Genomic DNA, 26,478 nt, shown 5'->3' with positions numbered 1-26,478 from the left:
CTGTGCGCTCAACACCTCAACGCTACCGTTGTCCCATGTCTTCCTCTGCAACGGACCCCAGCACCACCGCACTCATCTCCGACCTGATCGTCGCCATCGATCACGTGGGCATCGCCGTCCCCGATCTCGACGCCGCGAAAGAGTGGTATGCGACCCACCTCGGGTTCGAGACACTGCACCAGGAGACGAACGCCGAGCAGGGTGTCGAAGAGGCCATGGTCGGACCGGCCGGTGGCACCGGCGCTGTGATCCAGTTGCTCGCACCACTCGACGAGTCGTCCACCATCGCCAAGTTCATCGACCGCAACGGCCCCGGGCTCCAGCAGCTCGCCGTGCGGGTGACCGACGTCGACGCGGTCACGGCACGACTCACCGAAGCCGGCGTCCGCGTCCTCTACCCCGCCGCCAAGAGAGGCACCGCGGACTCGCGGATCAACTTCGTGCACCCCAAGGACGCCGGCGGTGTCCTGCTCGAACTCGTGGAGCCCGCCGCCACCGCGCACTGACCGGTCGCGACTGCCGAAAGTCGCTGCCCCGCTGACCAACTCAGCATGACTGACCGGCCGGACCCAACGACGGTCCGACCGGCCGGCGCGTCCACGCGGTCGTCCTCGCGACGACCGCGTGGACGGCGAAGATCGTCGCGCGCGTCGTCGCCGACGCCGAGGAGATCGCGCGCGCTCTCCGATACACTGGCCGCCATGCCAGGTCCCGCACGGCAGTTGCCCTTCGCGATAGTGATGCGCGGTTATGACCGTGAGCAGGTCGCCGACCACCTCCAGCGGCTCGACGCCGATCTGCGCGTCCTCGCCGCCGATCGCGACGCCGCCACCGCCAACGCGCACGAACTCGCCGCGCATCTCGAGGACGCCCGCGAGGAGATCGCCGAACTCCGCCGCGAAATCGACAAGCTCTCGGTCCCGCCGACCACCGCACAGGGCATGAGCGAGCGACTGTCCCGCATGCTGCAACTGGCGTCCGACGAGGCGTCGGAGATGCGCGCCGAGGCCTCGGCCGAGGCTGCCGAGACACTGTCCATCGCCCGCCAGGAGGCCGCCGACATGCGGTCCTCCGCCGCGACCGACGCCGAGCGTGTCCGCGGCGAGGCACGCTCCGCCGCGAAGAAACTCGTCGACGAGGCCGCTGCCAGGGCGCGGCAGGTCAAGGAGACCGCGGCCGCCAACGAGTCGGAATCCGCCCGTCTCATCGCCGAGCGCACCGCCGCGATGGAGGCCGAACACACCAAGACGATGCAGGCCGCGAAGGACGAAGCCCGTCGTCTCGTGGAGAAGGCCAAGGCCGACGTCGCCGAGCTGGAGGCCGTCAGCGCCGCCGAGCGCCACGCCGAGCGCGAACGCCACGACGCCGAGCTGGCCGACCAGCGCGAACGCGCCCTGGACGAAGCCGCACACATCCGGCAGACCGCGCTCGACATCGCCACCGAGCGGCTCGACAGGTCTCGCGAACTCGCCCGGGCAGCCGATCAGACGCGTCAGGACATCGCCGCGAATCTCGGTCGGCTCCGCGAGAAGCTCGCCGAGCTACCGGAGCTGCTCGCCCAGCCCGACGACTCCGAGTACGCCGTCCTGTCCGACGCCGACGACCTCGAGCTCCTCGACCGCAAGCTGTCTCCGGAGGCGCGGTCGTCTGAGGTGCGCTCCAACGCCTGACCGGCTCCGCGTGCTCTAGAAGAGCCGGAACTCCGTGCTTTCCGCTCCCCGCAGTTCGTCGTAATCCAGCACCACACAACGGATTCCGCGATCCTCGGCGAGAGTCCGGGCCTGCGGCTTGATCTGCTGTGCGGCGAAGACCCCGGCAACCGGGGCGAGCGTGGTGTCGCGGTTGAGCAGTTCGAGATATCGGGTGAGCTGCTCGACGCCGTCGATCTCACCGCGCCGTTTGATCTCGACGGCCACGGTGGCACCCGACGCGTCTCGACACAGCAGGTCGACCGGCCCGATCGCGGTCATGTACTCGCGACGGATGAGGGTGTGGCCCGGCCCCAGCGTCTCGACGTGCTCGGCGAGCAGTTCCTGCAGGTGCGCCTCGACCCCGTCCTTCACGAGCCCGGGGTCGACACCGAGCTCGTGCTGGGAGTCGTGTTCGATCGACGCGATGGTGATGCGGAGTTCTTCACCGGCCTTGTTGGTGACGACCCAGTACGCCTGCGCCTGCGTTCCGTCGGGAACCTGCGCCTCGGTGAGCCAGCACGGCGGGCTCATCCAGTTCAGTGGCTTGTAGGCACGGTCGTCGGCGTGCACGCTCACCGATCCGTCGGACTTGATCAGCAGCAACCGCCGAGCCATCGGCAGATGAGCGGTCAACCGCCCCACGTAATCGACCTGACACTCCGCGATGACGAGACGCACGTGCCCACCCTAGGGCATCGGAATCGAGTTCCCCTCGACCCCCGGCGGTCGCGTCGCCCATGCCTCCGTCACTGGTCGTAATAGTGCTTCAGCAGAAACGTCTCGGCGTCGATGACCGCGTCGTCCATCGTCGAATGCACATGTGGAAGCGCAGGATCGAAGCCCTGGAGTTCCGGCGGCGCATCGAGATCGGGCACTGCCGCGTCGTTGCGATGCCGGTCGACACTGGAACGGACGACGCCGTCGGGGTCGACGAGAGCCGCACGCCGCCCGCTGTCGTCCAGCAGTCGTTTGATGCTCAGCACCATGGTGCGTGCGACGGCGTCGATCACCCCGATCCGCGAGATCTCGACGATGACCACGGTGTAGTCGTCGAGGTCGGCTTCGAGGCGTCGCTGCACGCTCTCGGCGCCCGCGAAGGTCAGGTCACCCTGCAGTTCGTAGACGCGGATCCGGTCGCGACACGTCCGGAGGTAGCTGCGCTCCTGTTCGCCCCACTCGGCGCTGACGGGAGTGTCGGCGAGGTCGTACACCGAGCGGATGGTCACGCGGCTCTCTCGTGTCACGTTGAACATGTGCAGCCCGAGGTCTGTCGACAGATGGCGGCAGACATCCACTCCGCGGACGCTGTTGCCGTGGGCGTCGAGCCGTGGCGAGTACACGCCGATGCCGAGCTGGCCCGGGAGCACCGCGAGGATGCCGCCCCCGACGCCGCTCTTGGCCGGCAGTCCGACGGAGGTGACCCAGTCACCCGCGCCGTCGTACATGCCGCACGTCGTCATCACGCTCAGCAACCGCTGCGCAGTTTCATTGGAGAACACCGTCCGGCCCGTACGGGGATTCATCCCGCCGTTCGCGATGGTGGCGCCGATCCCGGCGAGGTCGTCGGTCGTCACCCGGATCGAGCACTGCCGGTAGTAGACATCGAGCGCCGCGTCCGGACTGGTCTCGAGGGCGCCGAAACTGTCGAGCATGTACGCGATGGCTCGATTGCGCGAACCCGTCGCGGCCTCTGAGGCGTAGACCTCCTCGGCCATGACCAGATGCCGGCCGGCACATCCCGAGTAGAACTCGAGCACCTCTCGGAACGCGGCGTCCACCGCGGCGTCGTCGACATCCCGCGTCGGCGGGAGGAGCATCGACGCGGCGAAGATCGCCCCGGCGTTGATCATCGGGTTCTTGGGGCGGCGACGATCGTCGACGCTGATCTCGTTGAACGCCTCCCCCGACGGCTCCACGCCGATCTTCGCGTCGACCGCCGCGGTGCCGTGCTTCTTCAAGATCATCGCGTAGGTGAGGGGTTTGGAGACCGACTGGATCGTGAAGGTCGTCGCCGAATCACCCTGCGAGTAGGTGTGCCCGTCGTGCACGCACAGCGACAGCCCGTAACCCTCCGGGTCGACGGCGGCGAGTTCGGGGATGTAGTCGGCGACGTGCCCGGACCGATCCGAGTGGCATTCGTCCATGATGTGGCTGAGGTATCCGTCGACGAGGGATCGCATGCCCCCATCTAAGCGTGTCCCCCGACGTTGCGTCCCGATGACTAGGCTGGCGACGAACGGGGACCGGGATAGAGACGTTTGGGAGTACGGATGAAGCTGCTCGTCGCCTACATCGCCACCTCGGGGGGCGAGGACGCGGTCGCACTCGGTGCCTGTCTCGCGCGCACCTTCGACGCCGAACTCGAGCTCTGCATCGTCATCCCTCCCGAGCCCGAGAGTGCCGACCCGTCCGAACAGGTCTCGGTGGAACGGCTCTCGGACGCCCTGGACAGCGCCGCCAGACGTTGGCTCGACGCGGCCGCGGAGAAACTTCCCGACGACATCGAACTCACCACGACCATCGCCGAACACCCCAATCCGGGAGAGGGACTCATCGTCCAGGCCCAGCGGACCTCGGCGGACATGTTGGTGATCGGCGGCGCCGGCGGCGGCATCCGCGGGCGGCACACGCTCGGGACCGTCGTCAACGACATCCTGCACTCGGCACCGGTGCCGGTCGCGGTGGCCCCACCGGGGTTCGCGCATCTCGGTGCCGACGAGGTTCGGGAGTTCTCGGTCGCCATCGGCGATCGACCCGGGACCCCACTGCTGTTCGAGACGGCGCTTCGGAGTGGTGTTCGTGCCCACCGGCCGATCCGCTTGATCTCGCTGGTGGCAGTCGACGACGTGCAACCATGGCGCACCGAGCCGGAGGAGCGGGCACTCGATCATGCGCGCGAACATGCGCGCCGCAGCCTGGAAGCAGCCAGAGAGCAGCTGCCACAGGACTTCCCGGTGAGCTCAGTAGTTGCCCAGGGATCCACGGTCGAGGAGGCCGTCGGTTCGCTGGACTGGCAGGACGGCGACATCGTCATGGTCGGATCCAGCCGGCTCGCGGCGCCCAACACCCTGTTCCTCGGCACGACCGCGGCGAAGATCCTCCGCGCTGTGTCCGTTCCGATGATCGTCGTCCCCAAGGGCACCGACTGAGTCAGGGGCCCGAATCAGGGGCACAGACCGAGTTGAGCTGGGTATGAGAAATGCCCCGCAACCAGGCGGTTGCGGGGCATTTCTGGATGTTGTGTTCGGCGGTGTCCTACTCTCCCACACTGATTAAGGTGCAGTACCATCGGCGCTGGAGGGCTTAGCTTCCGGGTTCGGAATGGGGCCGGGCGTTTCCCCTCCGCTATAGCCGCCGTAACTTTGTGAAACAACCACACACACGGTTGCTTGTTTATAGCCTCGTGTGTTGTTTCAGAAGTACATAGTGGATGCGAACACAACCAGAAACCAAAGATTAGGTTTGTGGTGATGTTGTGGGTGTTGTTGGTAAGTCCTCGGCCGATTAGTACCAGTCACCTGAACACATTGCTGTGCGTACAGTTCTGGCCTATCAACCCCATGGTCTGTAGGGGGCCTTAACCCCGCAAAAGGGGGTGAGAAACCTCATCTTGGAACAGGCTTCCCGCTTAGATGCTTTCAGCGGTTATCCCTTCCGAACGTAGCTAACCAGCAGTGCCCCTGGCGGGACAACTGGCACACCAGAGGTTCGTCCGTCCCGGTCCTCTCGTACTAGGGACAGGTTTCCTCAAGTTTCTTACGCGCGCGGCGGATAGAGACCGAACTGTCTCACGACGTTCTAAACCCAGCTCGCGTGCCGCTTTAATGGGCGAACAGCCCAACCCTTGGGACCTACTCCAGCCCCAGGATGCGACGAGCCGACATCGAGGTGCCAAACCATCCCGTCGATATGGACTCTTGGGGAAGATCAGCCTGTTATCCCCGGGGTACCTTTTATCCGTTGAGCGACACCGCTTCCACTTGCCGGTGCCGGATCACTAGTCCCGACTTTCGTCCCTGCTCGACATGTACGTCTCACAGTCAAGCTCCCTTGTGCACTTACACTCAACACCTGATTGCCAACCAGGCTGAGGGAACCTTTGGGCGCCTCCGTTACCTTTTAGGAGGCAACCGCCCCAGTTAAACTACCCACCAGGCACTGTCCCTGAACCCGATCAGGGTCCGAGGTTAGAAGTCCAATACGATCAGAGTGGTATTTCAACAACGACTCCATGAACACTGGCGTGCCCACTTCACAGTCTCCCACCTATCCTACACAAACCGAACCGAACACCAATACCAAGCTATAGTGAAGGTCCCGGGGTCTTTTCGTCCTGCCGCGCGTAACGAGCATCTTTACTCGTACTGCAATTTCGCCGAGTCTGTGGTTGAGACAGCAGAGAAGTCGTTACGCCATTCGTGCAGGTCGGAACTTACCCGACAAGGAATTTCGCTACCTTAGGATGGTTATAGTTACCACCGCCGTTTACTGGGGCTTAAATTCTCAGCTTCGCCACCAAGGTGACTAACCGGTCCTCTTAACCTTCCAGCACCGGGCAGGCGTCAGTCCGTATACATCGTCTTACGACTTCGCACGGACCTGTGTTTTTAGTAAACAGTCGCTTCTCTCTGGTCTCTGCGACCCACACCAGCTCAGGCAGTACATGCCGTCACCAGGATGGGTCCCCCTTCTCCCGAAGTTACGGGGGCATTTTGCCGAGTTCCTTAACCACAGTTCTCTCGATCGCCTTAGTATTCTCTACCTGACCACCTGTGTTGGTTTGGGGTACGGGCCGTGTACCAACTCACTAGAGGCTTTTCTCGGCAGCATAGGATCATGGAATTCACCGCAACGGCTACGCATCACCTCTCAGGCTTCATGAACGACGGATTTGCCTATCGCTCGCCCTACAGGCTTACACCAGTACAACCACTGACTGGCCCCACTACCTTCCTGCGTCACCCCATCGCTTGCCTACTACCAGCCAAGGTCCCATGCATCACCCCAACTCGGCACCCGAAGGCACTCTCGTGAGGATCAGGATGGTTAGTACAACTGATTCAGCATGGGCGCGGATACACGGGTACGGGAATATCAACCCGTTGTCCATCGACTACGCCTGTCGGCCTCGCCTTAGGTCCCGACTCACCCTGGGCGGATTAGCCTGGCCCAGGAACCCTTGGTCATTCGGCGGCAGAGTTTCTCACTCTGCTTTCGCTACTCATGCCTGCATTCTCACTCCCACACCCTCCACCACTAGATCACTCTGTAGCTTCCACGGATGCAGGACGCTCCCCTACCCACCCACACACCTGGCCAACCACCCGTAGGCAGAAGGCGGGCTTATGTGAGTGCCGCGGCTTCGGCGGTGTACTTGAGCCCCGCTACATTGTCGGCGCAGGATCACTTGACCAGTGAGCTATTACGCACTCTTTCAAGGGTGGCTGCTTCTAAGCCAACCTCCTGGTTGTCTTCGCGACCCCACATCCTTTTCCACTTAGTACACGCTTAGGGGCCTTAGCCGGCGATCTGGGCTGTTTCCCTCTCGACTACGAACCTTATCGCCCGCAGTCTCACTGCCACACTCTCACTTACCGGCATTCGGAGTTTGGCTGACGTCAGTAACCCTGTGGGGCCCATCGGCCATCCAGTAGCTCTACCTCCAGTAAGAAACATGTGACGCTGCACCTAAATGCATTTCGGGGAGAACCAGCTATCACGGAGTTTGATTGGCCTTTCACCCCTACCCACAACTCATCCCCTCCATTTTCAACTGAAGTGGGTTCGGGCCTCCACGACGTCTTACCGACGCTTCACCCTGGCCATGGGTAGATCACTCCGCTTCGGGTCTAGACCCGGCGACTCAAACGCCCTATTCAGACTCGCTTTCGCTACGGCTACCCCACACGGGTTAACCTCGCCACCGAGCACTAACTCGCAGGCTCATTCTTCAAAAGGCACGCCATCACCCACCGCAGTAAACTACGCGCAGGCTTTGACGGATTGTAAGCGTCCGGTTTCAGGTACTATTTCACTCCCCTCCCGGGGTACTTTTCACCTTTCCCTCACGGTACTAGTCCGCTATCGGTCACCAGGAAGTATTCAGGCTTACCGGGTGGTCCCGGCAGATTCACAGCAGATTCCACGAGCCCGCTGCTACTTGGGGACACCGTCACGCAAGACCATGTGTTTTCAGCTACCGGACTCTCACCGACTACGGCAGACCATTCCAGGCCACTTCACCTAACACACGATTTTCTGACTCACGCTTCCACAGGCAGATGGAAGAAGACGAACCCCACAACCCCACACACACAACCCCTACCCGGTATCACATGCGCATGGTTTAGCCTCATCCGCTTTCGCTCGCCACTACTCACGGAATCACAATTGTTTTCTCTTCCTATGGGTACTGAGATGTTTCACTTCCCCACGTTCCCCCCACACAGCCTATACATTCAGCTGGTGGTAACACGACATCACTCGTGCTGGGTTTCCCCATTCGGACACCCTCGGATCACAGCTCGTTTGACAACTCCCCGAGGACTATCGCGGCCTACCACGTCCTTCATCGGCTCCTGGTACCAAGGCATCCACCGAACGCCCTTACACACTTACAACAACACCTACAAACAACCCCCACCACACAACCCCAAAGAGTCACGCCGCGAGGACCGAATGTAGACATCACCACAACAAACAAATCATTTTCTGCTAAATCACAGACCAACAAAAGTTGGTTTGAAATAAAGATGCTCGCATCCACTATGCACTTCTCAAACAACACACACCATGAAGCTTCCGGTATCTCCGCATCCCATCACAGGACACCTCACGAACACCCTCAACCCCACAGCTAGGTCAGAGACAACACTGGTGTGTTCCCTCAGAACCCCGATAGCGTGACGATGAACCCGCCGGCCCTCACGAGCACTGGCAGTCACCCCGCACCGACACCAGAAAGCGCCGAGCATGGATGTGTCTGATGTTTCACCCTTGAACACACACACGCCGCAGAACAAACGCCTGCTGAAACATGTGTTGTTGTGTGCTCCTTAGAAAGGAGGTGATCCAGCCGCACCTTCCGGTACGGCTACCTTGTTACGACTTCGTCCCAATCGCCGATCCCACCTTCGACAGCTCCCTCCCACAAGGGGTTAGGCCACCGGCTTCGGGTGTTACCGACTTTCATGACGTGACGGGCGGTGTGTACAAGGCCCGGGAACGTATTCACCGCAGCGTTGCTGATCTGCGATTACTAGCGACTCCGACTTCATGGGGTCGAGTTGCAGACCCCAATCCGAACTGAGACTGGCTTTAAGGGATTCGCTCCACCTCACGGTATCGCAGCCCTCTGTACCAGCCATTGTAGCATGTGTGAAGCCCTGGACATAAGGGGCATGATGACTTGACGTCATCCCCACCTTCCTCCGAGTTGACCCCGGCAGTCTCCTGCAAGTCCCCGGCATAACCCGCTGGCAATACAGGACAAGGGTTGCGCTCGTTGCGGGACTTAACCCAACATCTCACGACACGAGCTGACGACAGCCATGCACCACCTGTACACCAACCACAAGGGAACGACTATCTCTAGCCGCGTCTGGTGTATGTCAAACCCAGGTAAGGTTCTTCGCGTTGCATCGAATTAATCCACATGCTCCGCCGCTTGTGCGGGCCCCCGTCAATTCCTTTGAGTTTTAGCCTTGCGGCCGTACTCCCCAGGCGGGGTACTTAATGCGTTAGCTACGGCACGGATCCCGTGAAAAGGAACCCACACCTAGTACCCACCGTTTACGGCGTGGACTACCAGGGTATCTAATCCTGTTCGCTACCCACGCTTTCGCTCCTCAGCGTCAGTTACTACCCAGAGACCCGCCTTCGCCACCGGTGTTCCTCCTGATATCTGCGCATTTCACCGCTACACCAGGAATTCCAGTCTCCCCTGTAGTACTCAAGTCTGCCCGTATCGCCTGCACGCCTACAATTGAGTTGCAGAATTTCACAGACGACGCGACAAACCGCCTACGAGCTCTTTACGCCCAGTAATTCCGGACAACGCTCGCACCCTACGTATTACCGCGGCTGCTGGCACGTAGTTGGCCGGTGCTTCTTCTCCAGGTACCGTCACTCACGCTTCGTCCCTGGTGAAAGAGGTTTACAACCCGAAGGCCGTCATCCCTCACGCGGCGTCGCTGCATCAGGCTTGCGCCCATTGTGCAATATTCCCCACTGCTGCCTCCCGTAGGAGTCTGGGCCGTGTCTCAGTCCCAGTGTGGCCGATCACCCTCTCAGGTCGGCTACCCGTCGTCGCCTTGGTAGGCCATTACCCCACCAACAAGCTGATAGGCCGCGGGCCCATCCCACACCGCAAAAGCTTTCCACCAACCACCATGCGACAGTTGGTCATATCCGGTATTAGACCCAGTTTCCCAGGCTTATCCCAGAGTGCAGGGCAGATCACCCACGTGTTACTCACCCGTTCGCCACTCGAGTACCCAGCAAGCTGGGCCTTTCCGTTCGACTTGCATGTGTTAAGCACGCCGCCAGCGTTCGTCCTGAGCCAGGATCAAACTCTCCATGAAAAAACAGCGAAACAAAACCAACCCCCACAAGAGGGCCGGCGTTTCAACAATAATCAGGAAAGCACAACCTGACCAAAATAAACCTAGCAAAATGTGACACCCAGACGGGGCCCGAGCGCCACACAAAACAAACATCTACATCCACAAAAGATGCACGATGCCAAAAAATGGCATCAGACAATTCATCATCACACTATCGAGTTCTCAAAGAACACACACCCACCAGCTACCCACCCCAACAACGGGACTCTCACCAGCAGACTTGCATGTCAACCTACCAAGCCACCCCGTCTCCGAGGCAACTCTTCCAACCTACCAGACCCCAACCCCAGCCTGCAACCCAGTAACAGTTCCGAACCTCAGGGACCTGGCAACCCCAACCACCTGGCAAGACACAAAGCCTCAACCAAAACAATCAGGGGCGGTCAGCCACAAACCCGGTCTCCACTCCCCGAACCAGACCCTTCCAGGCCCTCCGGGGCGGCGCCGTGGCGCGCTGACTTGAAGAAAGTTACGCAACGGGACCGCCAGGGTCAAATCCCCTGTTCGACGCGCGACGGTTCTGCCATATCCGCAGGTCACCGCTCACCCGACGGTACCGAAAAGCTCTGAAGCGCGCAGATTCCCGCGAATCACACCGATGTGACGTGCGTCGCAAACCACCCTTTCGGACAGGTCACCATCCCCAGTCGGGCAGTTATGCGCAGGTCAGGACGCTCCTACGGTCGATTCATGACCGCGACCGATCTGGCAACGACCTCGACGAGTGCGCCTGTCGAACCATCGCCGGCACTCCCGTTCGCACCGCGAGCGCTCCGATCCCCGCTTGTTCCATCGGGTTTCACTCGTTGTGGGCTCCTCTCCTGGCGTCGACAGTCAGGCGCCCTGCTCATCGCGCATCCCTTCGACGAACGGAGCATCTCCGATGCGGTTGTCGTCGACGGGCTCGTCGCGCTCGTCGAGGCCGGGGTGTTGGCCGGCCAGACGCAGTTCGAGTCCGCGGCGACGGGCATCATCCGCACCGCGGCGGACACGCCCGCGGATGCTTGGTCGGCCTTCTATGACAATTCCCTTCGCGAACTGCGCACGGGCGCTTGCGCATTCGCGCCGGTCCACCAGCGGGCACGCAGTCTGATCGCGGGCCGGAGTGTGCTGGAGGTGGGGTCCTGCTTCGGATTCTTCGCCCTCGCCTGCGCGCTGGACGGCCTCGAGGTCTCGGCCTGCGACATCTCGCCGGGTGCGGTGTCGTTGCTCTCCCGGGCCGCACGCCGAGTCGGACTCCCCGTGGTCGCAACTGTCGGGAACGCGACCGCACTCCCCTACGCCGACGACTCGGCGGACACCGTCACCCTCATCCATCTCCTCGAGCACCTCGACCCTGCCGGCGCACGCACCGCCCTCGGCGAGGCGCTCCGGGTCGCGCGAAAGCGCGTGGTCGTCGGGGTGCCGTTCGAAGACGAACCGAGCCCACACTTCGGCCACCTCGTGCGGCTCACCGAAGACGACCTGTACGACTGGGCACGATCGGTGCCACACGCCGGTGCCGAGATCCTCGTCGACCACGGCGGCTGGCTGATTCTCACGCCCGAACCCTGAGCCCCTAATGCTCAGCCCAGAAATGCCAAGACGAGGTCTCAGATGAGCCCGCGCTTGCTGGCGATGTAGACCGCGTCGGTCCGCTTCGACACCCCGAGTTTGCGAATGATGTTGCGAATGTGGAACTTCACGGTCGATTCCGAGATGTAGAGCGTCTCGCCGATACGCTTGTTGGACAGTCCGTCCGCGAGGAGTCGCAACACCTCGCGTTCCCGATCACTGAGTGCCTCGGCCGTCTCGTTCTCACCTGACACCGCACGCAACACCACGGCCGCACTGCGCGGGTCGAACGCGCTCCCGCCACCCGACACCGCCTGGATCGCGCGCACGAGTTCGGTCGTGTCGACGTCCTTGACCACGTATCCCCGGGCACCTGCCCGCACGGCGCGCACCACGAGGTCGTCGTCGAGAAACGTGGTGAGCACCAGCGCCGCGACCTCCGGGTGGCGCTGCGCGATCTCCTTGATGAGACGTAATCCCTCGTACTCGGTGCCGGCGGACAGCTTGAGGTCGACCACCACTACGTCGGGACGTCGCGCGTTCACCTCGGCGAGCGCGGCATCGGCCGTCCCCGCCTCGCCGACCACCTCGACGACGTCCTCGCGTTCCAGCAGCGACCGCATGCCCTGCCGCAGCAGAGCGTGGTCGTCGACCAGAAGCGTCCGGATGGGACGTCTGATGTCGTTGTCACTCAATCGAACTCCTTGATTCCGAGCGGATCGTCGGCGATGGCGGTGGTCGTCGAGCCGACCGGCAGCGCCACCGCGACCCGGATGCCGCCGATCCGCGACCGTCGGATCCGCAGTTCGCCCCCCAGCTCGGCGGCGCGATACGACATGTTCGCCAGGCCGCGGTGCCGTCCGGCGGTGAGATCGCCGAGCGAGGCGGTGCGCATCACCCGGCGCAGATGCTCGGGATCGCCCACACCGTCGTCGTCGACCGACAGTGCGACCGTGTCCGCGGAGTAGGTGAGAGTCACCGTGACCTGGTCGGCGCGGGCGTGCACAGCGGCGTTGAACAGGGCCTCGCCGGCGATCCGCAGCAGGGCGTGCTGGACTTCGTCGGTCAGATCCCGCGCGCGGCCCCGCACATGGACAGCCGTCGTCAGGTCCGGTGGCATGTGCAGCGAGCACAGTTCGGTCAGGACGTCGCGCACGCTCGGCGACGGTGCGTTCGTCGCGTTGTTGAGCGCGTAGATGAACGACCGCAGCTGTTCGACGGCTTCCTTGGTCAGCCGGCCGGCCATCTCCAGGCGGTCGAGTGCGGGGCCCTCGACGAGGTCGCGGCACAGTTCGATCTGCACGCCCGCCGACAGCACCGACTGGGTGACCGAGTCGTGGAGTTCCCGGGCGATCCGTGCGCGCTCCTCGTTGAGCACGGTCGCACGCATCGCGGCCGACAGCTCCCGCTGGGTTCGTTCGAGCTCGGTGTTGCGCTTCGCCAGTTCGATTGCGTGCCTGTCTGTCTCGGAGAACAACTCCGCGTTGAGCAGCGCGACGATCGCCTGACTGGCCAGGATGCGCAGGACGACGAGGTCGGTCGGGTCGACCATGCGGCCTACCGGTGTCCAGGCCGAGAGCCCCCCGACGACGTTGCCGTCGAGTTCGACCGGGACGTGGACGTGGTCCTCCTGCAGGATCGCGCCGTGCAGGACGGTCTCGTGTCCGCGCAGGATGTCGTTGAGCCGATTGAGGACCTCGTCGGGCAGGTCGTCGGGCGCGTCGGCCCGCTCGGAGCCCTCGAAGGCGTACAGCCGGCCACTTCCCGCGCTGATCAGGTGGCGCGGGGCCGATTGCTCCAGCCGTCCATCTGCCAGCGCGAAGACGACCCAGTCCGCGCCCAGATGGTCCCGCGCCGCCTCGACAACCGCGATGACGAGCGCCTCGGGCCCCTCGGCGGTACGGACGAGAGCGCGCGAGATCCGCTCGAGTGCCCCGACCACGCGACTCAACCGCGCCTCGACCCCGCGCAGCGCCGCATAGTGACTGCCCTTGACACTGCGGAGGCCGACCAGGCTGTCGAGGTCGGCCTGTTCGGGGAGCGCGCTTCGCTCGGGCGACGGACCGGTCATCAGAGTGCTTCGGCGTAGAGATCCCGGATGCCCGCGGCCTGCGGTCGCCGCGGGTTGGTGGTCATGCACGAGTCCGCCAGCGCGTGGGTGGTGAGGCGGTCGAGGTCGGCGGTGCGGACGCCCAGCGGTTCGAGCGACGCGGGCATCCCCACCCGGGCACCGAGGGCGGCGATGGCATCGGCGAGCCGGTCCGCGACGGTCCGGGCGTCGCCGGAGGTCTCGACCCCGATGGCGCCGGCCAGGTCGACGAAACCGTCGGCACACACGTGGGCGTTGTAGCGGATCACATGCGGCAGCAGGACCGCGTTGATCGCACCGTGGGGTGCGTCGCAGTGTCCGCCGACCGGGTGACTCATCGCGTGGGTCGCGCCGAGGATCGCATTGGTGAAAGCCATCCCGGCGCGCAGCGCGGCCAGTGACATCTCCTCGGCCGCCGCCCGGTCCCGCGGATCGTCGACGAGACGCTCGAGATGCGTCCACACCCCGCGGATGGATTCCAGCGCAAGCGAATCCGTGAGCCGCCCGTGCGCGAGCGAGACGTAGGCCTCGACGCAGTGGGTCAGCACATCCATGCCCACCTGCGCGGTGACCTCGGCGGGCGCGGTCATCAGCAGGGTCGGGTCGCTCACGGTCACGTCCGGCACGAGTGATCGCCCGATGATGGTCACCTTCGTACGACGCTCGGCGTCGTTGATGATGCAGAACTGGGAGACGTCCGCGCCGCTGCCGGCCGTCGTCGGCACCGCGATGAGCGGCGGAAGCGGCCGCCGGGCGCGGTCGATCCCCTCGTATTCGAGGATGTGACCGCCGTTGGCGGCCAGTACGGCAACCCCTTTGGCCGCGTCGATCACCGAGCCGCCGCCCAGGGCGACGAGGCCGTCGGCGTCGTGCGCCTTGTAGGCGAGGAACGCGGCCGCGACCTCGCCGGACCGTGGGTTGGGCGACACATCCAGGTACGACGCCGCATCGAGGCCGCCGGCCCGCAGCCCGGCGATGAGCTGTGCGTACCACGGCGTGCGTTCCAGACACCGGTCGCTGACCACGAACGGCCGGCGCATCCCGAGTCCCGCCGTCGCCACCGGCACCTCGCCGAAGGCCCCCGGTCCGAGAACGATCTCCGGCGTGTGGAACTTGGCGACCTGGCCCGATGTCCGCCGGCGCGCGTCACCCAGCATCCGACCTGCCTCCCATCCGTCCGCCCCGACCGCCCGGCTCACCGGTACCCCGACGCTACCCACGTCATCTGAGCGCCGCACCCAACTCGTCGCAGCGCGCGAGCATCTCGGCGCCGTCACGCACACTGACGACGCCGCTGCAATGGTCGGCGTAGTCGGCCATCGCACATCCGGACTGCGCCCAGTAGCGTTCGGGTTCCGGTGTGATCCAGGCGATCCGGTGAGATCGGCGACCCACCTCGGCGACCAGGTTGACACGCGGGTCGAGTCCGTTGCTGCGCGCGTCCCCGACGACGAGCACCGATGTCCGCCTGCCGATGAGGTCGCCGAACTCGCCCAGCAACTCGCCGAACATGCGCCCGTAGTCGCTGGTCGCGGCGAGGTCGAGGCCGTCTGCGGCGAGCACCGCCGCGAGTGCCGAGCCGGCCGCCGCGGTCCGCAGGGCGGTCGTGACACGCACCGGCCGATCGACGAATGCGATGACCTCACAACGGTCGCCGAAGCGGTGCAATGTCTGTGCGAGACGCAGGATGAACCCGGTGACCGGACGGACCGAGAGCGAGACGTCGACGAGGACCAGCATCCGGACCGGACCGGGCCGCCTGCGACGACGCCACAGTTCGGCAGGCACGCCGTCGGTCGCGACCGCCGCGCGCATCGTCGCCCGGATGTCGAGGGCCCCGCGGTCGACCGGGCGGACAACGCGCCGCGGCGCGCCCCGCATGCGCTGGATCAGCCGGTGACATGCACGGTCGATCTCGGCCTGGTCGACGTAGGCCTCGGCCGGACGGTCGACGCCTGACACCGCCTCGACGGCGCCGCCGTCCAGCCGCGCGACCAGCGCGTCCACGAAGGCACCGAGTGCACGTTCCAGTTCGGCCCTCCGGACGTCGCCGAGATCGTCGGTGCCGTCGACACCGTAGGCCTTGCGCGGATCGTACGCGTCGAGAGCGGCCAGGATGGCCGAGGCACCGGCCAGCCCGAGTGGCCGGCTCGAGACCCGGGCCGCAGGTCCGGTCAGTTCGCCGACCGTCGACGAGTCGGCGGTGTCGACCTCGACGGTGTACGTCACTCCCCCGCCGGTCGTTCCGCCATCCGGGTCGACACCGAGCTGCTCGGCTCCGGCCGAGACGCTGAAGTCGTTCTCCTCACGGTGAGCGCTCTCGGCGTCGCGGTGCCCGGCATCGGGATCGTCCGCCATCAGGTCGCCGATCTCGTCGGTGTGTTCGTCGGCACCGATCTGCCGGGCAGCACCCTCGAACTCCTCGTCCCAGACGACGTCATCGGGCAGATCCGCCGCCACCCCGCGCGCCCGGGGAAGGTCGTCCCCGTGCGCCGGATCGGGTTCGGCGCCGAGGAAGAACAGCTCGAACGCCCGCGCGAAACCCGCTGTCTCATGACCGTATTTGACGCAGACACTCTGCAGTGCCGCGCGCAGGACCGCCGGCTCGGCGGGCCCGACCATCGCCAGGGTGCGGCGGATCTCGATCACCTCGGCCGGCGAGGCCGCGACGCCGGAGCTCCGCAGGACCCGCCCGAACGCGACGGCGAGCAGATCGAGCGGGTCCGCCCGCCTCGACGTGGCAACCGGCATGGAGGTCACCGGCCCGGGCGGGCACCCGCGCTGCGGGCCCGTCCGGCACCGAACGCGCGCGCGGTCACCGACCCGCCGGGCGTCGACCCGTCGACCCCGATCGGCGATCCGGTCGCCCGCGAGCCCCCGGCGTCGGACTCGGCGGACAGTGCGCGCCGGGCGATCTCGCCGTCGGATCCGAATTTCACGAGCAGCGCCAGCAGCGCACCGTGATGGTGCGCGTCGATCGGCGTGCCCGGCTGCCCGTCCCGGCTTCGGAGATAGGAGGCGGCCCGTGCGGCGTCGATCACCTCGGCGATGGACGGGCTCTTGCGCAATGGGAGGTCCCGGAGGCGACGCGCGAGGTCGACCACCTCACCGATGACCGTCTCCTCGACGTCGGGTGCGCGGACCGCGACGATGTCGCGTTCGGTCTGCGGATCCGGATAGTCGACCTGGAAGTGCAGGCAACGACGCTTGAGCGCCGGCGAGAGTTCACGGGTGTCGTTGGAGGTCAGGATGACCCACGGCGACGATCGAGCCGCGAACGTCCCCAGTTCGGGGACCGTCACCTGGCGCTCGGCGAGGACCTCGAGCATGACCGCCTCCATCGCCTCGTCGGTGCGGTCGATCTCGTCGACGAGGAGGACAGTCGGCGACGACGACGTGATGGCCGCCAGGAGTGGTCGCGCGACCAGGAAGTCCTCGGTGTAGACGCCGACCTCGGCGCGCGCCAGTGCCGAACTCGCGGCCGAGAGGGTCGTCTCGGCGGCGAGCTCGGCACTGATCCGGTCCCGCAGCATCTGCACGTGGAGAAGCTGTCGTGCGTAGTCCCATTCGTAGAGGGCGCGCGACTCGTCGAGACCCTCGTAGCACTGCAGCCGGACGAGCTCGCGACCCGATGCCGCCGCCAGCGCTTTCGCCAGCTCCGTCTTGCCGACCCCGGCCGGCCCCTCCAGCAGGAGGGGCCGGTCGAGGAGCGTCGCGAGATGGACGACGACCGCCAGTTCCGGACCGATCAGGTACCCCTGCCCGCCCAGCGCATCGGTCAGCTCCTCCACCGAAGGGAAGGAACGGCTGTCCGGGGTGATGTCCTCGGTTGCTGCCCTGGGTGCGCACACGTGCGTCATCGGATGTCGGACTCCTTGTCGGCCTACGGTTCTCAGTACAGAGGGGATCTCGGATCAGGGTGCAGGCGGGCGCGCGTCAGTAGCTGCCGGTGAAGGCGTGCGCCACCATCGGGATCAGCGATTCGACGGTGCTCTCCCGCGGATTGCCCGGCGTGCACCAGTCGTCCATCATGTGCTCGGCGATCGCGCGGATCTGCTTGTCGGAGGTGTCCATGGTCTCGCCACGACCTTCGTACTTGCCGGTGTTCATCCGGTTCTTGTCGTAGCTGCTCGTCGACAACTGACCGAAGTTGTCCGGGATGCCGAGGTCCTTGGACAGCCGGATGGCCTCCTCGACGGCGGCGTCGGCGGCCTGGACGGTGGTCATCTTCGACGTGTCGACACCGAGCAGGGCCGCGATCTCGGCGTAGCGCTCGAAACGGGCCGGGAGGTTGTACTCCCACACGCGGGGCAGGGCGATCGCGTTGTTCAGGCCGTGATGGCTGTCGTAGAACGCGCTCACCGCGTGCGACAGCGAGTGCACGAGTCCGAGACCGCCGGAGTTGAAGGCCTGTGCGGCGATGTACTGGGCATGCATCATGCCGGTTCGGGCTTCGAGATTGCGCGGGTCGTACACCGCGGTACGCAGATGGTCGCGGATCAGCTCGATCGAGTACTTGGCATTGCCCAGCGAGGGCGCGAAGTCCAGACGCGACACGTAGGGCTCGCTGGCGTGGGCGAGCACGTCGAAGCCGCAGAACGCGGTGAAGTGCTCGGGGCACGTGTAGTAGAGCAGGGGGTCGTCCATGGCGAGATCGACGAGACAGGTGTCGTCGAAGGCCACCCACTTGTGCGGCTTGTTCATGTCCGACGTGTCGGTGATGACGTAGGCCCAGGAGGTCTCCGACCCCGTGCCGGCCGTCGTCGAGACCGCGATGTGCTTCGGGTTCTCCTTGTTGGTCGCCTTGGAGAACCCTTCGAACTCGTTGATGTTGCGGCCGTCGTGGGCGATGACCATACGCGCGCCCTTGGCGGCGTCGTGACTGGAGCCGCCGCCCACCGAGATGATGCCGTCGCACTTCTCCGACTGGTAGAGAGCTGCGGCGTCCATGCAGTTGTAGTCCTTGGGGTTGGACTCCACCTGGTCGTAGAGCACCACGTCGACGCCCTGGTACTCGATCTTGCCGATGAGCTCCTCGATGATGCCGGAGCCGCGCAGTCCCGTGGTCATCAGCAGCGCGCGGGTCATGCCCAGGTCCTTGGCCTCCACACCGAGCATGTCGTGTGCGCCGACACCCAGTTTCGCCTTCGGGAACGGGTGGAACTCCTTGATCGGGAAGTCCCAGATCTGGTTCAGCTCAATGGCCATGGTGGTGAACTCCTTGTGACGGTTGGGTCTGTCACAACGAGAATGTCGCCCAGATCACAACCGGGACAAGGGGTCCTGCCCGTACTCGACCACAGTGCACCCGCAGGGACGGGTCGGTACCTGCCCGATCGGACAGGTTCAGTCGCGCACGCGCTCGATCTCGCCCCCGAGACTGCGCAGGATCTCCACGAAATGCGGATAGCCCCGGTCGATGTGCTCGACGTCGTGCACCTCGGTCACGCCGTCGGCGACGAGTCCGGCCAGTACGAGGCCGGCTCCCGCGCGGATGTCCGAGCACCAGACCGGCGCACTCGAGAGGCGGTCGATCCCGCGGATGACCGCGTGGTGACCATCGGTCCGCGCGTCGGCACCCAGACGGATCATCTCCTCGACGAACCGGAACCGGGCCTCGAAGACGTTCTCGGTGATGACCGACATGCCGTCGGAGATGGACGCGAGACCGATGGCCATCGGCTGCAGATCGGTGGGAAAGCCGGGGAACGGCAGCGTGGAGACGTTGACGGCGGTCGGACGACGGTCGTGCCGGACCCGGAAGCCGTCGTCGAAGGTGTCGACCACGGCTCCGGTGTCCACCAGTTTGTTCAGGACCAGTTGCAGGTGTTGGGGTTTCACGCCCCGGACGGTCACGTCACCGCGGGTCATCGCGGCCGCGATCCCCCAGGTGGCCCCGACGATGCGGTCCCCGACGACCCGATGGGTGGTCGGCTGCAGCCGGTCGACGCCGACCACGGTCAGCGTCGACGTTCCGGCTCCGTCGATCCGTGCGCCCATCTGTTGCAGCATCACGCAGAGGTCGACGATCTCCGGCTCGCGCGCGGCGTTGTCGATGGTGGTCTGCCCCTCGGCCAGCACGGCCGCCATCAGGATGTTCTCGGTCGCCCCCACCGAGGGGAACTCCAACGCGATCGGTGCGCCGATCAGCCTGTCGGCTTCGGCGACCACACAACCGTGTTCGATGGAGCTGGTGGCGCCCAGCGCGCGCAGACCCGCCTGGTGCATGTCGAGTGGCCGCGACCCGATCGCGTCGCCGCCGGGCAGCGCGACGACGGCTCGATGGCAGCGCGCCATCAGCGGACCGAGAACGCAGACCGAGGCGCGGAACTGCCGGACGGCCGCGAAGTCGGCGTGGAACTTCGGTTCCGCCGGGGCGGTGATCGACACCGTCTCGCCGTCCATGTCGACGACCGCACCCAGACCGCGGAGTACGTCGGCCATCAACGGGACGTCGGCGATCTCGGGTGCGTTGGTCAGCACGGTCGTCCCCTCGGCGAGGAGTGCGGCGGCCATCAGTTTCAGGACGCTGTTCTTCGCGCCGCCCACTGCCACCTCGCCGGACAGACGCGCTCCCCCGGACACCAGAAACCGATCACTCACGCCTGCCACCTTAACCGCCCGGGTTCACCGGCCCCCGGCCCGTACGTCCGACCCCGTGCGTCCGGCCGCGCGGGTCCCGCGCAGTACATTCGACGCATGGCGGTACACCTGACGAGGATCTACACCCGGACCGGTGACGACGGTTCCACCGGACTGAGCGACTTCTCGAGGGTCCCCAAGACCGACCCGCGCGTGGTGGCCTACGCCGATTGTGACGAGGCGAACGCCACCATCGGTCTCGCCCTCGCGCTCGGCGGCGACGTACCCGGCGACATCCGGGAAGTCCTCACCACGATCCAGAACGACCTCTTCGACGCCGGCGCAGATCTGTCCACGCCCGTGGTCGACGATCCCGAGTACCCGCCGTTGCGCATCGCCCAGGACTACATCGACGCCCTGGAGCGCTGGTGCGATTCCTTCGGCGCCGATCTCCCTGCGCTCGACTCGTTCATCCTGCCGGGCGGGACACCCCTCGCCGCACTGCTGCACCAGGCACGAACGGTCACCAGGCGGGCGGAACGGTCGGCGTGGGCCGCGGTCGCCACCCATCCGGATGACACCAGCGTGCTGCCGGCGAAGTACCTCAACCGGCTGTCGGATCTGTTGTTCATCCTGTCGCGGGTCGCGAACCGCACGACCGCGGACTCACCCGGTGACGTCAAATGGGTGCCTGGCGGTAGCCGGCAACGGCCCCCGGCGAAGAAGCGATCCTAGGCGCTCTTGCGCCGCTGCGATCTCGCGGACTGACGGGATTCCAGCCAGGACTGGAACGCTGTCACCGCGCCCGGCCCCATGGCCAGTTCGTAGTCGTCATCGGCCTGGCCTGCGGTCTGGACCTGCAGGATGAGCATGCCGTCCAGGATCTCGGTCTCGGTTCCTTCGGGCGCGCGACGACCGGAGATCTCCATCCCCTGTCGTGCGAACGTCACGTTCGGTCCGGGCTTGAGGGACGTGAGGCGGTAGTACCGCAGCGAGTTGTCGCTGTAGTGCACCGTGCCGTGCCGCCATCCCTCGTCGACCGCCGCGGGCACGGTGCGCAGCAGGACCGGCGTGCCGGCACGCCGAAGCTGGGCGAGGCGAATGATCAGGAGCGCACACACCAGGACCGCCACCGCCAGCAGCACACTGAGCAACACGACCGCCAGCGACATCACCTACTCCTTCGTCCGGTCACCGCGTGCGAACGAAGCGTCGAACCCGGTAGGGCTCAAGACGGCTTGGGCTGCGCGCACGCGGGACAGGGGGCTGTGATCACAAGCATGCCAGAACCTGCACATGAGACGCCAAACGGCCTCGGCCGGCCACCGGGGTGATCCCGGTGGCCGGCCGAGGCCGGTCGTTGACCCGAACCGCTCGCGCGGTCCGTTCTAGCGTGAAAGGTGTTGTGCCGCAGTCAAACGCGCGTGAGCACGGTGGTACTCCGGCGAATCCGGCTCCGCTTCGTCGAGCGCGGTCTTCTCCGCGTTGACGTCGACGTCGTCAGCCCAGTCGGCAGACTCCGCCAGCACCGTGACGGCTTCGCCGGTGACGGAGAGGAATCCGCCCTCGACCGCTGCCGCGCGACGGTTGCCGTTCTCCTCGACGATCACCACGAAGCCACCCGGGACCAGCTGGCCCAGGAGCGGCTCGTGGTTGGCCAGGACACCCAGCTCACCGACGGTGGTCTGCGCGATCACGAACGTGGCCTCTCCCGAGTACAGGCTCTGATCCGCGGAGACAACCTCCACGTGGAAGGACTTCTCAGCCATGGCGAATCGCTACTTTCCGCTGATCTTGGCGGCGGCGGCCTCCACGTCGTCGAGTCCACCGCAGCTGTTGAACGCCTGCTCGGGCAGGTGGTCGAACTCGCCCTTGGCGACACGGTCAAAGGCCTCGATGGTGTCGGCGAGCGGAACGACCGAGCCCTTCTGGCCGGTGAACTTCTCGGCGACGAGGAAGTTCTGGCCGAGGAACTTCTGGATACGGCGAGCGCGCTGCACCGTGACCTTGTCCTCTTCGGAGAGCTCGTCCATACCGAGGATGGCGATGATGTCCTGCAGTTCCTTGTACTTCTGCAGGATGCGCTTGACCTCGTTGGCGACGCGGAAGTGCTCGTCGCCCACGATCGACGCCTCGAGGATGCGCGAGGTCGAGGTCAGCGGGTCCACGGCGGGGTAGATACCCAGCTGTGAGATCGGACGCGAGAGCTCGGTGGTCGCATCGAGGTGCGCGAACGTGGTGGCCGGCGCCGGGTCGGTGTAGTCGTCGGCGGGGACGTAGATCGCCTGCAGCGAGGTGATCGAGCGGCCCTTGGTCGACGTGATGCGCTCCTGGAGCTCACCCATCTCGTCGGCCAGCGTCGGCTGGTAACCGACCGCGGACGGCATACGACCGAGGAGGGTCGAGACCTCCGAGCCGGCCTGCGTGAAGCGGAAGATGTTGTCGATGAAGAGCAGCACGTCCTGGTGCTTCACATCGCGGAAGTACTCCGCCATGGTCAGCGCCGACAGAGCCACGCGCATACGCGTGCCCGGCGGCTCGTCCATCTGACCGAACACCAACGCGGTGTCCTGGAGAACGCCCATCTCCTCCATCTCGAGGTGGAGGTCGGTGCCCTCACGGGTGCGCTCGCCGACGCCGGCGAACACCGACGTACCGGAGAACTCACGCGCAATACGCGTGATCATCTCCTGGATGAGCACGGTCTTGCCGACACCGGCACCACCGAACAGACCGATCTTCCCGCCCTTGACGTACGGGGTCAGCAGGTCGATGACCTTGATGCCGGTCTCGAGGATCTCGGTCTTGCCCTCGAGCTCGTCGAAGGCCGGCGGCTTGCGGTGGATGCTCCACTGCTCGCCGTCGCGGCCGAGGCCCGGGCTGTCGAGGCAGTCGCCGAGGGCGTTGAAGACGTGACCCTTCACGACGTCACCGACCGGCACGACGATCGACTTGCCGGTGTCGGACACCGCCGCGCCGCGGACCAGGCCGTCGGTCGGCTGCATCGAGATGGTGCGCACCAGGTTGTCGCCGAGGTGCTGGGCGACCTCGAGGGTCAGCGTCTTGGCGACCGAGGAGAGCGCGACCTCGGCGTGCAGGGCGTTGAACAGTTCAGGAATCGAGCCCCGCGGGAACTCGACGTCGACCACGGGGCCGATGATGCGGACGACCCGCCCGTCGGCGGAACCCGCCGACTGCGCGGAGGGGGTTTCTACTGCTGCGGTCATGGTGCTTGGGTCACTTCCTCTTTATCGAAGTATGGGTTCTCGTCGGTCCGGACTCGACTGGCGCAGACGGCTAGTTCGCCAGTGCGCTCGAGCCGCCGACGATCTCGCTGATTTCCTGGGTGATCTGGGCCTGGCGGAGCTGGTTGGCCTCGCGCGACAACGACTTGGACAGGTCCTCGGCGTTGTCGGTCGCGGCCTTCATCGCGGTACGGCGCGCGGCCGACTCCGATGCCGACGAATCCAGCAGTGCCGCGTAGACCCGCGTCGCCACGTACTTCGGCAGCAGCGCGTCGAGCAGCGTCTCGGCCCCGGGTTCGAAGGTGTAGTTGCGCGACGGCGTGTCGTCGGACGAATCGTCGTCGGTCGACACGACCAGCGGCGCGACCCGCCGGACCTCCGGCACCTGCGCCAGCATCGACTGGAAGCGCGTGTACACGAGGTGCAGCTCGTCGACGCCCTCGAGGCTGCCGTCGCCGCCCGGGCGCTCGACCTCGGTGCCCGACCCGGCCACGAAGAGATCCACGAGGAAGCTCGTCGCGGTCGCGGCGTCCGAGTACTGCGGGGACTCCGAGAAGCCCGTCCAGGAATCGGCGACCTCGAGACCCCGGAAGCCGAAGAACCCCACGCCCTTGCGTCCCATGACGAACAGGACGGCTTCCTTGCCCTCCTCGCGCAGGAGCGCGATGAGTTCGCGGGTCGCCTTCAGCACGTTGGCGTTGTAGCCGCCGCACATACCGCGATCGCTGGTGACGACCAGGATCGCGGCGCGCTTCGGGTTCTCCCGCTCGTTGAGCAGCGGGTTGTCCAGCGAACCCGAGTTGCTCGCCAGCTCGGAGAGCACGGCGGTCATCTCCTGCGAGTACGGCTTGGCCGCGGCCACCCGTCCCTGGGCCTTGGTGATGCGCGAAGTCGCGATCAGTTCCTGCGCCTTGGTGATCTTCTTGGTCGACTGGACCGACCGGATGCGTGAGCGCAGCTCACGAATGCTGGCCATGAGCCCTCACCCCTTCCTTATCGCAATGTCCGTTGACGTCTGAGATCACTTGCGGATCTTGATCTCTTCGTTCTCGACGTTGTCGGCATCCATCGCCTCGGCCTCGGCCTCGTTGACGACACGACGGCCGTCGTGGGTGAGGTAGCCGTTCTTGAACTTGTTGGTCTCGGCGATCAGGGCCTCGGCCTGGTCGTCGGTGAGGACCTTGCCGCCGGCGATCGAGTCGTAGACACCGGTCGCGTTGTGGTGCAGGTGGCTCAGCAGCTGGGTCTCGAAGTTGCGCACGTCGTCGACCGGGACCGAGTCGTAGTGGCCTTCACCGCAGAGGTAGATCGAGACGATCTGGTCCTCGACCGAGAAGGGGGTGTACTGGTCCTGCTTGAGCATCTCGACCCAGCGGGCACCGCGCTCGAGCTGCGCCTTGGACGCGTCGTCGAGGTCGGAGGCGAAGGCCGAGAAGGCCTCCAGCTCACGGAACTGGGCCAGCTCCAGACGCAGCGAGCCCGACACCTTCTTGAGGCCCTTGGTCTGTGCAGCACCACCGACGCGCGACACCGAGGTACCGACGTTGATGGCGGGACGGACACCCTTGTTGAAGAGGTCCGACTCCAGGAAGACCTGACCGTCGGTGATCGAGATGACGTTGGTCGGGATGAACGCCGAGACGTCGTTGGCCTTGGTCTCGATGATCGGCAGACCGGTCATCGAGCCACCGCCGAGCTCGTCGGACAGCTTCGCGCAACGCTCCAGCAGACGGGAGTGCAAGTAGAAGACGTCACCCGGGTATGCCTCGCGGCCCGGCGGGCGACGCAGCAGCAGCGAGATCGCGCGGTAGGCCTCGGCCTGCTTGGTCAGGTCGTCGAACACGATGAGGACGTGCTTGCCCTGGTACATCCAGTGCTGGCCGATGGCCGAGCCGGTGTAGGGCGCCAGCCACTTGAAGCCGGCCGAGTCCGAGGCAGGAGCCGCGACGATGGTGGTGTACTCCATCGCGCCGGCCTCTTCGAGCGCCGACTTGACGCCCGCGATGGTCGAGCCCTTCTGACCGATCGCGACGTAGATGCAGCGAACCTGCTTGGCGGGGTCGCCGGTCTCCCAGTTGGCCTTCTGGTTCAGGATGGCGTCGATGCAGACCGCGGTCTTGCCGGTCTTGCGGTCGCCGATGACGAGCTGACGCTGTCCGCGGCCGATGGCGGTCATCGCGTCGATGGCCTTGATGCCGGTGGCGAGGGACTCCTCGACCGGCTGGCGCTCGAGCACCGATGCGGCCTGCAGCTCGAGGACGCGCTGCTCGTCGGCCTCGATGTCGCCCTGGCCGTCGATCGGGGCGCCCAGCGGGTTGACGACGCGTCCGAGAAACGCATCGCCGACGGGCACGGAGAGCACGTCGCCGGTACGGCTGACCTGCTGGCCTTCTTCCAGGGACTCGTAGTCACCCAGGATGACGGCGCCGATCTCGTCCTCGTCGAGGTTCAGCGCGACGCCGAGGACGCCGCCCGGGAACTCGAGGAGCTCGTTGGCCATTGCGCTCGGAAGGCCGCTGACGTGAGCGATGCCGTCCGACGTATCGGTGATGATGCCGACCTCGTCACGCGACGCTTCGGCTTCGAACGACGAGACGTACTGCTCGATCGCTCCCTTGATCTCGTCTGGTGAGATCGTCAACTCCGCCATGGGTTCTCGTCTTTCCTTTGATGTGGCTCTGAGACTCAAAGGC

Annotated in this window: 19 protein-coding genes and 3 rRNA genes; 5 read left to right on the top strand and 17 right to left on the bottom strand. The window is 65.4% G+C overall.

What is annotated here, in order from left to right; translation table 11 throughout:
• Positions 1-35: 35 nt before the first annotated feature.
• Positions 36-506: a methylmalonyl-CoA epimerase gene (gene mce, locus AC3B5T_RS16370; protein ID WP_010841717.1), complete on the top strand. Its 471-nt coding sequence runs from the start codon at positions 36-38 to the stop codon at positions 504-506.
• A 195-nt stretch (positions 507-701) separates the two neighbouring features.
• Positions 702-1,670, top strand: a complete 969-nt coding sequence (locus tag AC3B5T_RS16365; RefSeq protein WP_488357724.1) for a hypothetical protein — start codon at positions 702-704, stop codon at positions 1,668-1,670.
• 15 nt (positions 1,671-1,685) lie between these two features.
• Here the strand turns inward: AC3B5T_RS16365 and nucS are convergent, their stop codons facing one another.
• The gene (gene nucS / locus AC3B5T_RS16360; protein WP_010841719.1) at positions 1,686-2,369 is read right to left on the bottom strand and encodes an endonuclease NucS; all 684 of its coding nucleotides are present in this window, start codon (positions 2,367-2,369) and stop codon (positions 1,686-1,688) included.
• Positions 2,370-2,437: 68 nt separating this feature from the next.
• A complete protein-coding gene (gene glsA / locus AC3B5T_RS16355; protein WP_488357723.1) occupies positions 2,438-3,871 on the bottom strand; it encodes a glutaminase A in 1,434 nt (477 codons plus the stop codon).
• 90 nt (positions 3,872-3,961) lie between these two features.
• Here glsA and AC3B5T_RS16350 point away from each other — a divergent pair, with 90 nt between their 5' ends.
• On the top strand, positions 3,962-4,840 hold the full coding sequence (locus AC3B5T_RS16350; RefSeq protein WP_488357722.1) for a universal stress protein: 879 nt from the start codon (positions 3,962-3,964) through the stop codon (positions 4,838-4,840).
• A gap of 93 nt (positions 4,841-4,933) precedes the next feature.
• Here AC3B5T_RS16350 and rrf read toward each other — a convergent pair.
• From rrf to AC3B5T_RS16335, 3 genes are all read right to left on the bottom strand, one after another.
• Positions 4,934-5,050 (bottom strand): 5S ribosomal RNA (rrf, locus tag AC3B5T_RS16345).
• Positions 5,051-5,175: 125 nt separating this feature from the next.
• Positions 5,176-8,311 (bottom strand): 23S ribosomal RNA (locus AC3B5T_RS16340).
• 439 nt (positions 8,312-8,750) lie between these two features.
• A 16S ribosomal RNA gene (locus AC3B5T_RS16335) occupies positions 8,751-10,273 on the bottom strand.
• Together the 16S, 23S and 5S rRNA genes form the textbook arrangement of a ribosomal RNA operon.
• Positions 10,274-11,005: 732 nt before the next feature.
• On the opposite strand from AC3B5T_RS16335, the gene mftM reads away from it, so the two are divergent.
• Positions 11,006-11,869, top strand: a complete 864-nt coding sequence (gene mftM, locus AC3B5T_RS16330; protein ID WP_488357721.1) for a mycofactocin oligosaccharide methyltransferase MftM — start codon at positions 11,006-11,008, stop codon at positions 11,867-11,869.
• Between the two features lie 38 nt (positions 11,870-11,907).
• On the opposite strand, the gene AC3B5T_RS16325 is transcribed toward mftM, so the two are convergent.
• The 7 genes from AC3B5T_RS16325 to murA all read right to left on the bottom strand — a co-directional run bounded on the left by AC3B5T_RS16325 (position 11,908) and on the right by murA (position 20,561).
• Positions 11,908-12,564 carry a MadR family response regulator transcription factor gene (locus AC3B5T_RS16325; RefSeq protein ID WP_488357720.1) on the bottom strand — a complete coding sequence of 219 codons (657 nt, stop codon included), beginning with the start codon at positions 12,562-12,564 and terminating at the stop codon, positions 11,908-11,910.
• Positions 12,561-13,940, bottom strand: a complete 1,380-nt coding sequence (locus AC3B5T_RS16320) for a MadS family sensor histidine kinase (protein ID WP_488357719.1) — start codon at positions 13,938-13,940, stop codon at positions 12,561-12,563. Before AC3B5T_RS16320 ends, AC3B5T_RS16325 begins: the two co-directional genes overlap by 4 nt.
• Positions 13,940-15,115, bottom strand: coding sequence for an iron-containing alcohol dehydrogenase (locus tag AC3B5T_RS16315; protein ID WP_488357718.1), 1,176 nt, complete (start codon positions 15,113-15,115; stop codon positions 13,940-13,942). The genes AC3B5T_RS16320 and AC3B5T_RS16315 overlap by 1 nt, the downstream gene beginning before the upstream one ends.
• Positions 15,116-15,179: 64 nt before the next feature.
• A complete protein-coding gene (gene madC, locus AC3B5T_RS16310) occupies positions 15,180-16,709 on the bottom strand; it encodes a MadC family VWA domain-containing protein (RefSeq protein WP_488357717.1) in 1,530 nt (509 codons plus the stop codon).
• A 5-nt stretch (positions 16,710-16,714) separates the two neighbouring features.
• Entirely contained in the window at positions 16,715-17,818 is a 1,104-nt protein-coding gene (locus tag AC3B5T_RS16305; RefSeq protein WP_488357716.1) for a MadB family AAA-type ATPase, read from the bottom strand.
• A gap of 76 nt (positions 17,819-17,894) precedes the next feature.
• The gene (gene mdo / locus AC3B5T_RS16300) at positions 17,895-19,166 is read right to left on the bottom strand and encodes an NDMA-dependent methanol dehydrogenase (protein ID WP_010842989.1); all 1,272 of its coding nucleotides are present in this window, start codon (positions 19,164-19,166) and stop codon (positions 17,895-17,897) included.
• A 138-nt stretch (positions 19,167-19,304) separates the two neighbouring features.
• Positions 19,305-20,561 carry a UDP-N-acetylglucosamine 1-carboxyvinyltransferase gene (gene murA / locus AC3B5T_RS16295; protein ID WP_014926350.1) on the bottom strand — a complete coding sequence of 419 codons (1,257 nt, stop codon included), beginning with the start codon at positions 20,559-20,561 and terminating at the stop codon, positions 19,305-19,307.
• 96 nt (positions 20,562-20,657) lie between these two features.
• Here murA and AC3B5T_RS16290 point away from each other — a divergent pair, with 96 nt between their 5' ends.
• Entirely contained in the window at positions 20,658-21,275 is a 618-nt protein-coding gene (locus AC3B5T_RS16290) for a cob(I)yrinic acid a,c-diamide adenosyltransferase (protein ID WP_488357715.1), read from the top strand.
• Here the strand turns inward: AC3B5T_RS16290 and AC3B5T_RS16285 are convergent.
• The 5 genes from AC3B5T_RS16285 to atpA form a co-directional block, all read right to left on the bottom strand.
• Positions 21,272-21,712, bottom strand: a complete 441-nt coding sequence (locus AC3B5T_RS16285) for a DUF2550 domain-containing protein (protein ID WP_010842986.1) — start codon at positions 21,710-21,712, stop codon at positions 21,272-21,274. The two genes, AC3B5T_RS16290 and AC3B5T_RS16285, sit on opposite strands and share 4 nt — an antisense overlap.
• A 216-nt stretch (positions 21,713-21,928) precedes the next feature.
• Positions 21,929-22,309, bottom strand: a complete 381-nt coding sequence (locus AC3B5T_RS16280; protein ID WP_004021258.1) for a F0F1 ATP synthase subunit epsilon — start codon at positions 22,307-22,309, stop codon at positions 21,929-21,931.
• Positions 22,310-22,318: 9 nt separating this feature from the next.
• On the bottom strand, positions 22,319-23,767 hold the full coding sequence (gene atpD / locus AC3B5T_RS16275; protein WP_010842985.1) for a F0F1 ATP synthase subunit beta: 1,449 nt from the start codon (positions 23,765-23,767) through the stop codon (positions 22,319-22,321).
• A gap of 70 nt (positions 23,768-23,837) precedes the next feature.
• On the bottom strand, positions 23,838-24,761 hold the full coding sequence (locus tag AC3B5T_RS16270) for a F0F1 ATP synthase subunit gamma (RefSeq protein ID WP_014926348.1): 924 nt from the start codon (positions 24,759-24,761) through the stop codon (positions 23,838-23,840).
• 45 nt (positions 24,762-24,806) lie between these two features.
• Positions 24,807-26,435, bottom strand: coding sequence for a F0F1 ATP synthase subunit alpha (gene atpA, locus AC3B5T_RS16265; RefSeq protein ID WP_010842983.1), 1,629 nt, complete (start codon positions 26,433-26,435; stop codon positions 24,807-24,809).
• Between the last annotated feature and the right edge of the window lie 43 nt (positions 26,436-26,478).

This window comes from Gordonia sp. G4, assembly GCF_057770005.1.
This window is presented reverse-complemented; position numbering and strand designations above follow the sequence as displayed.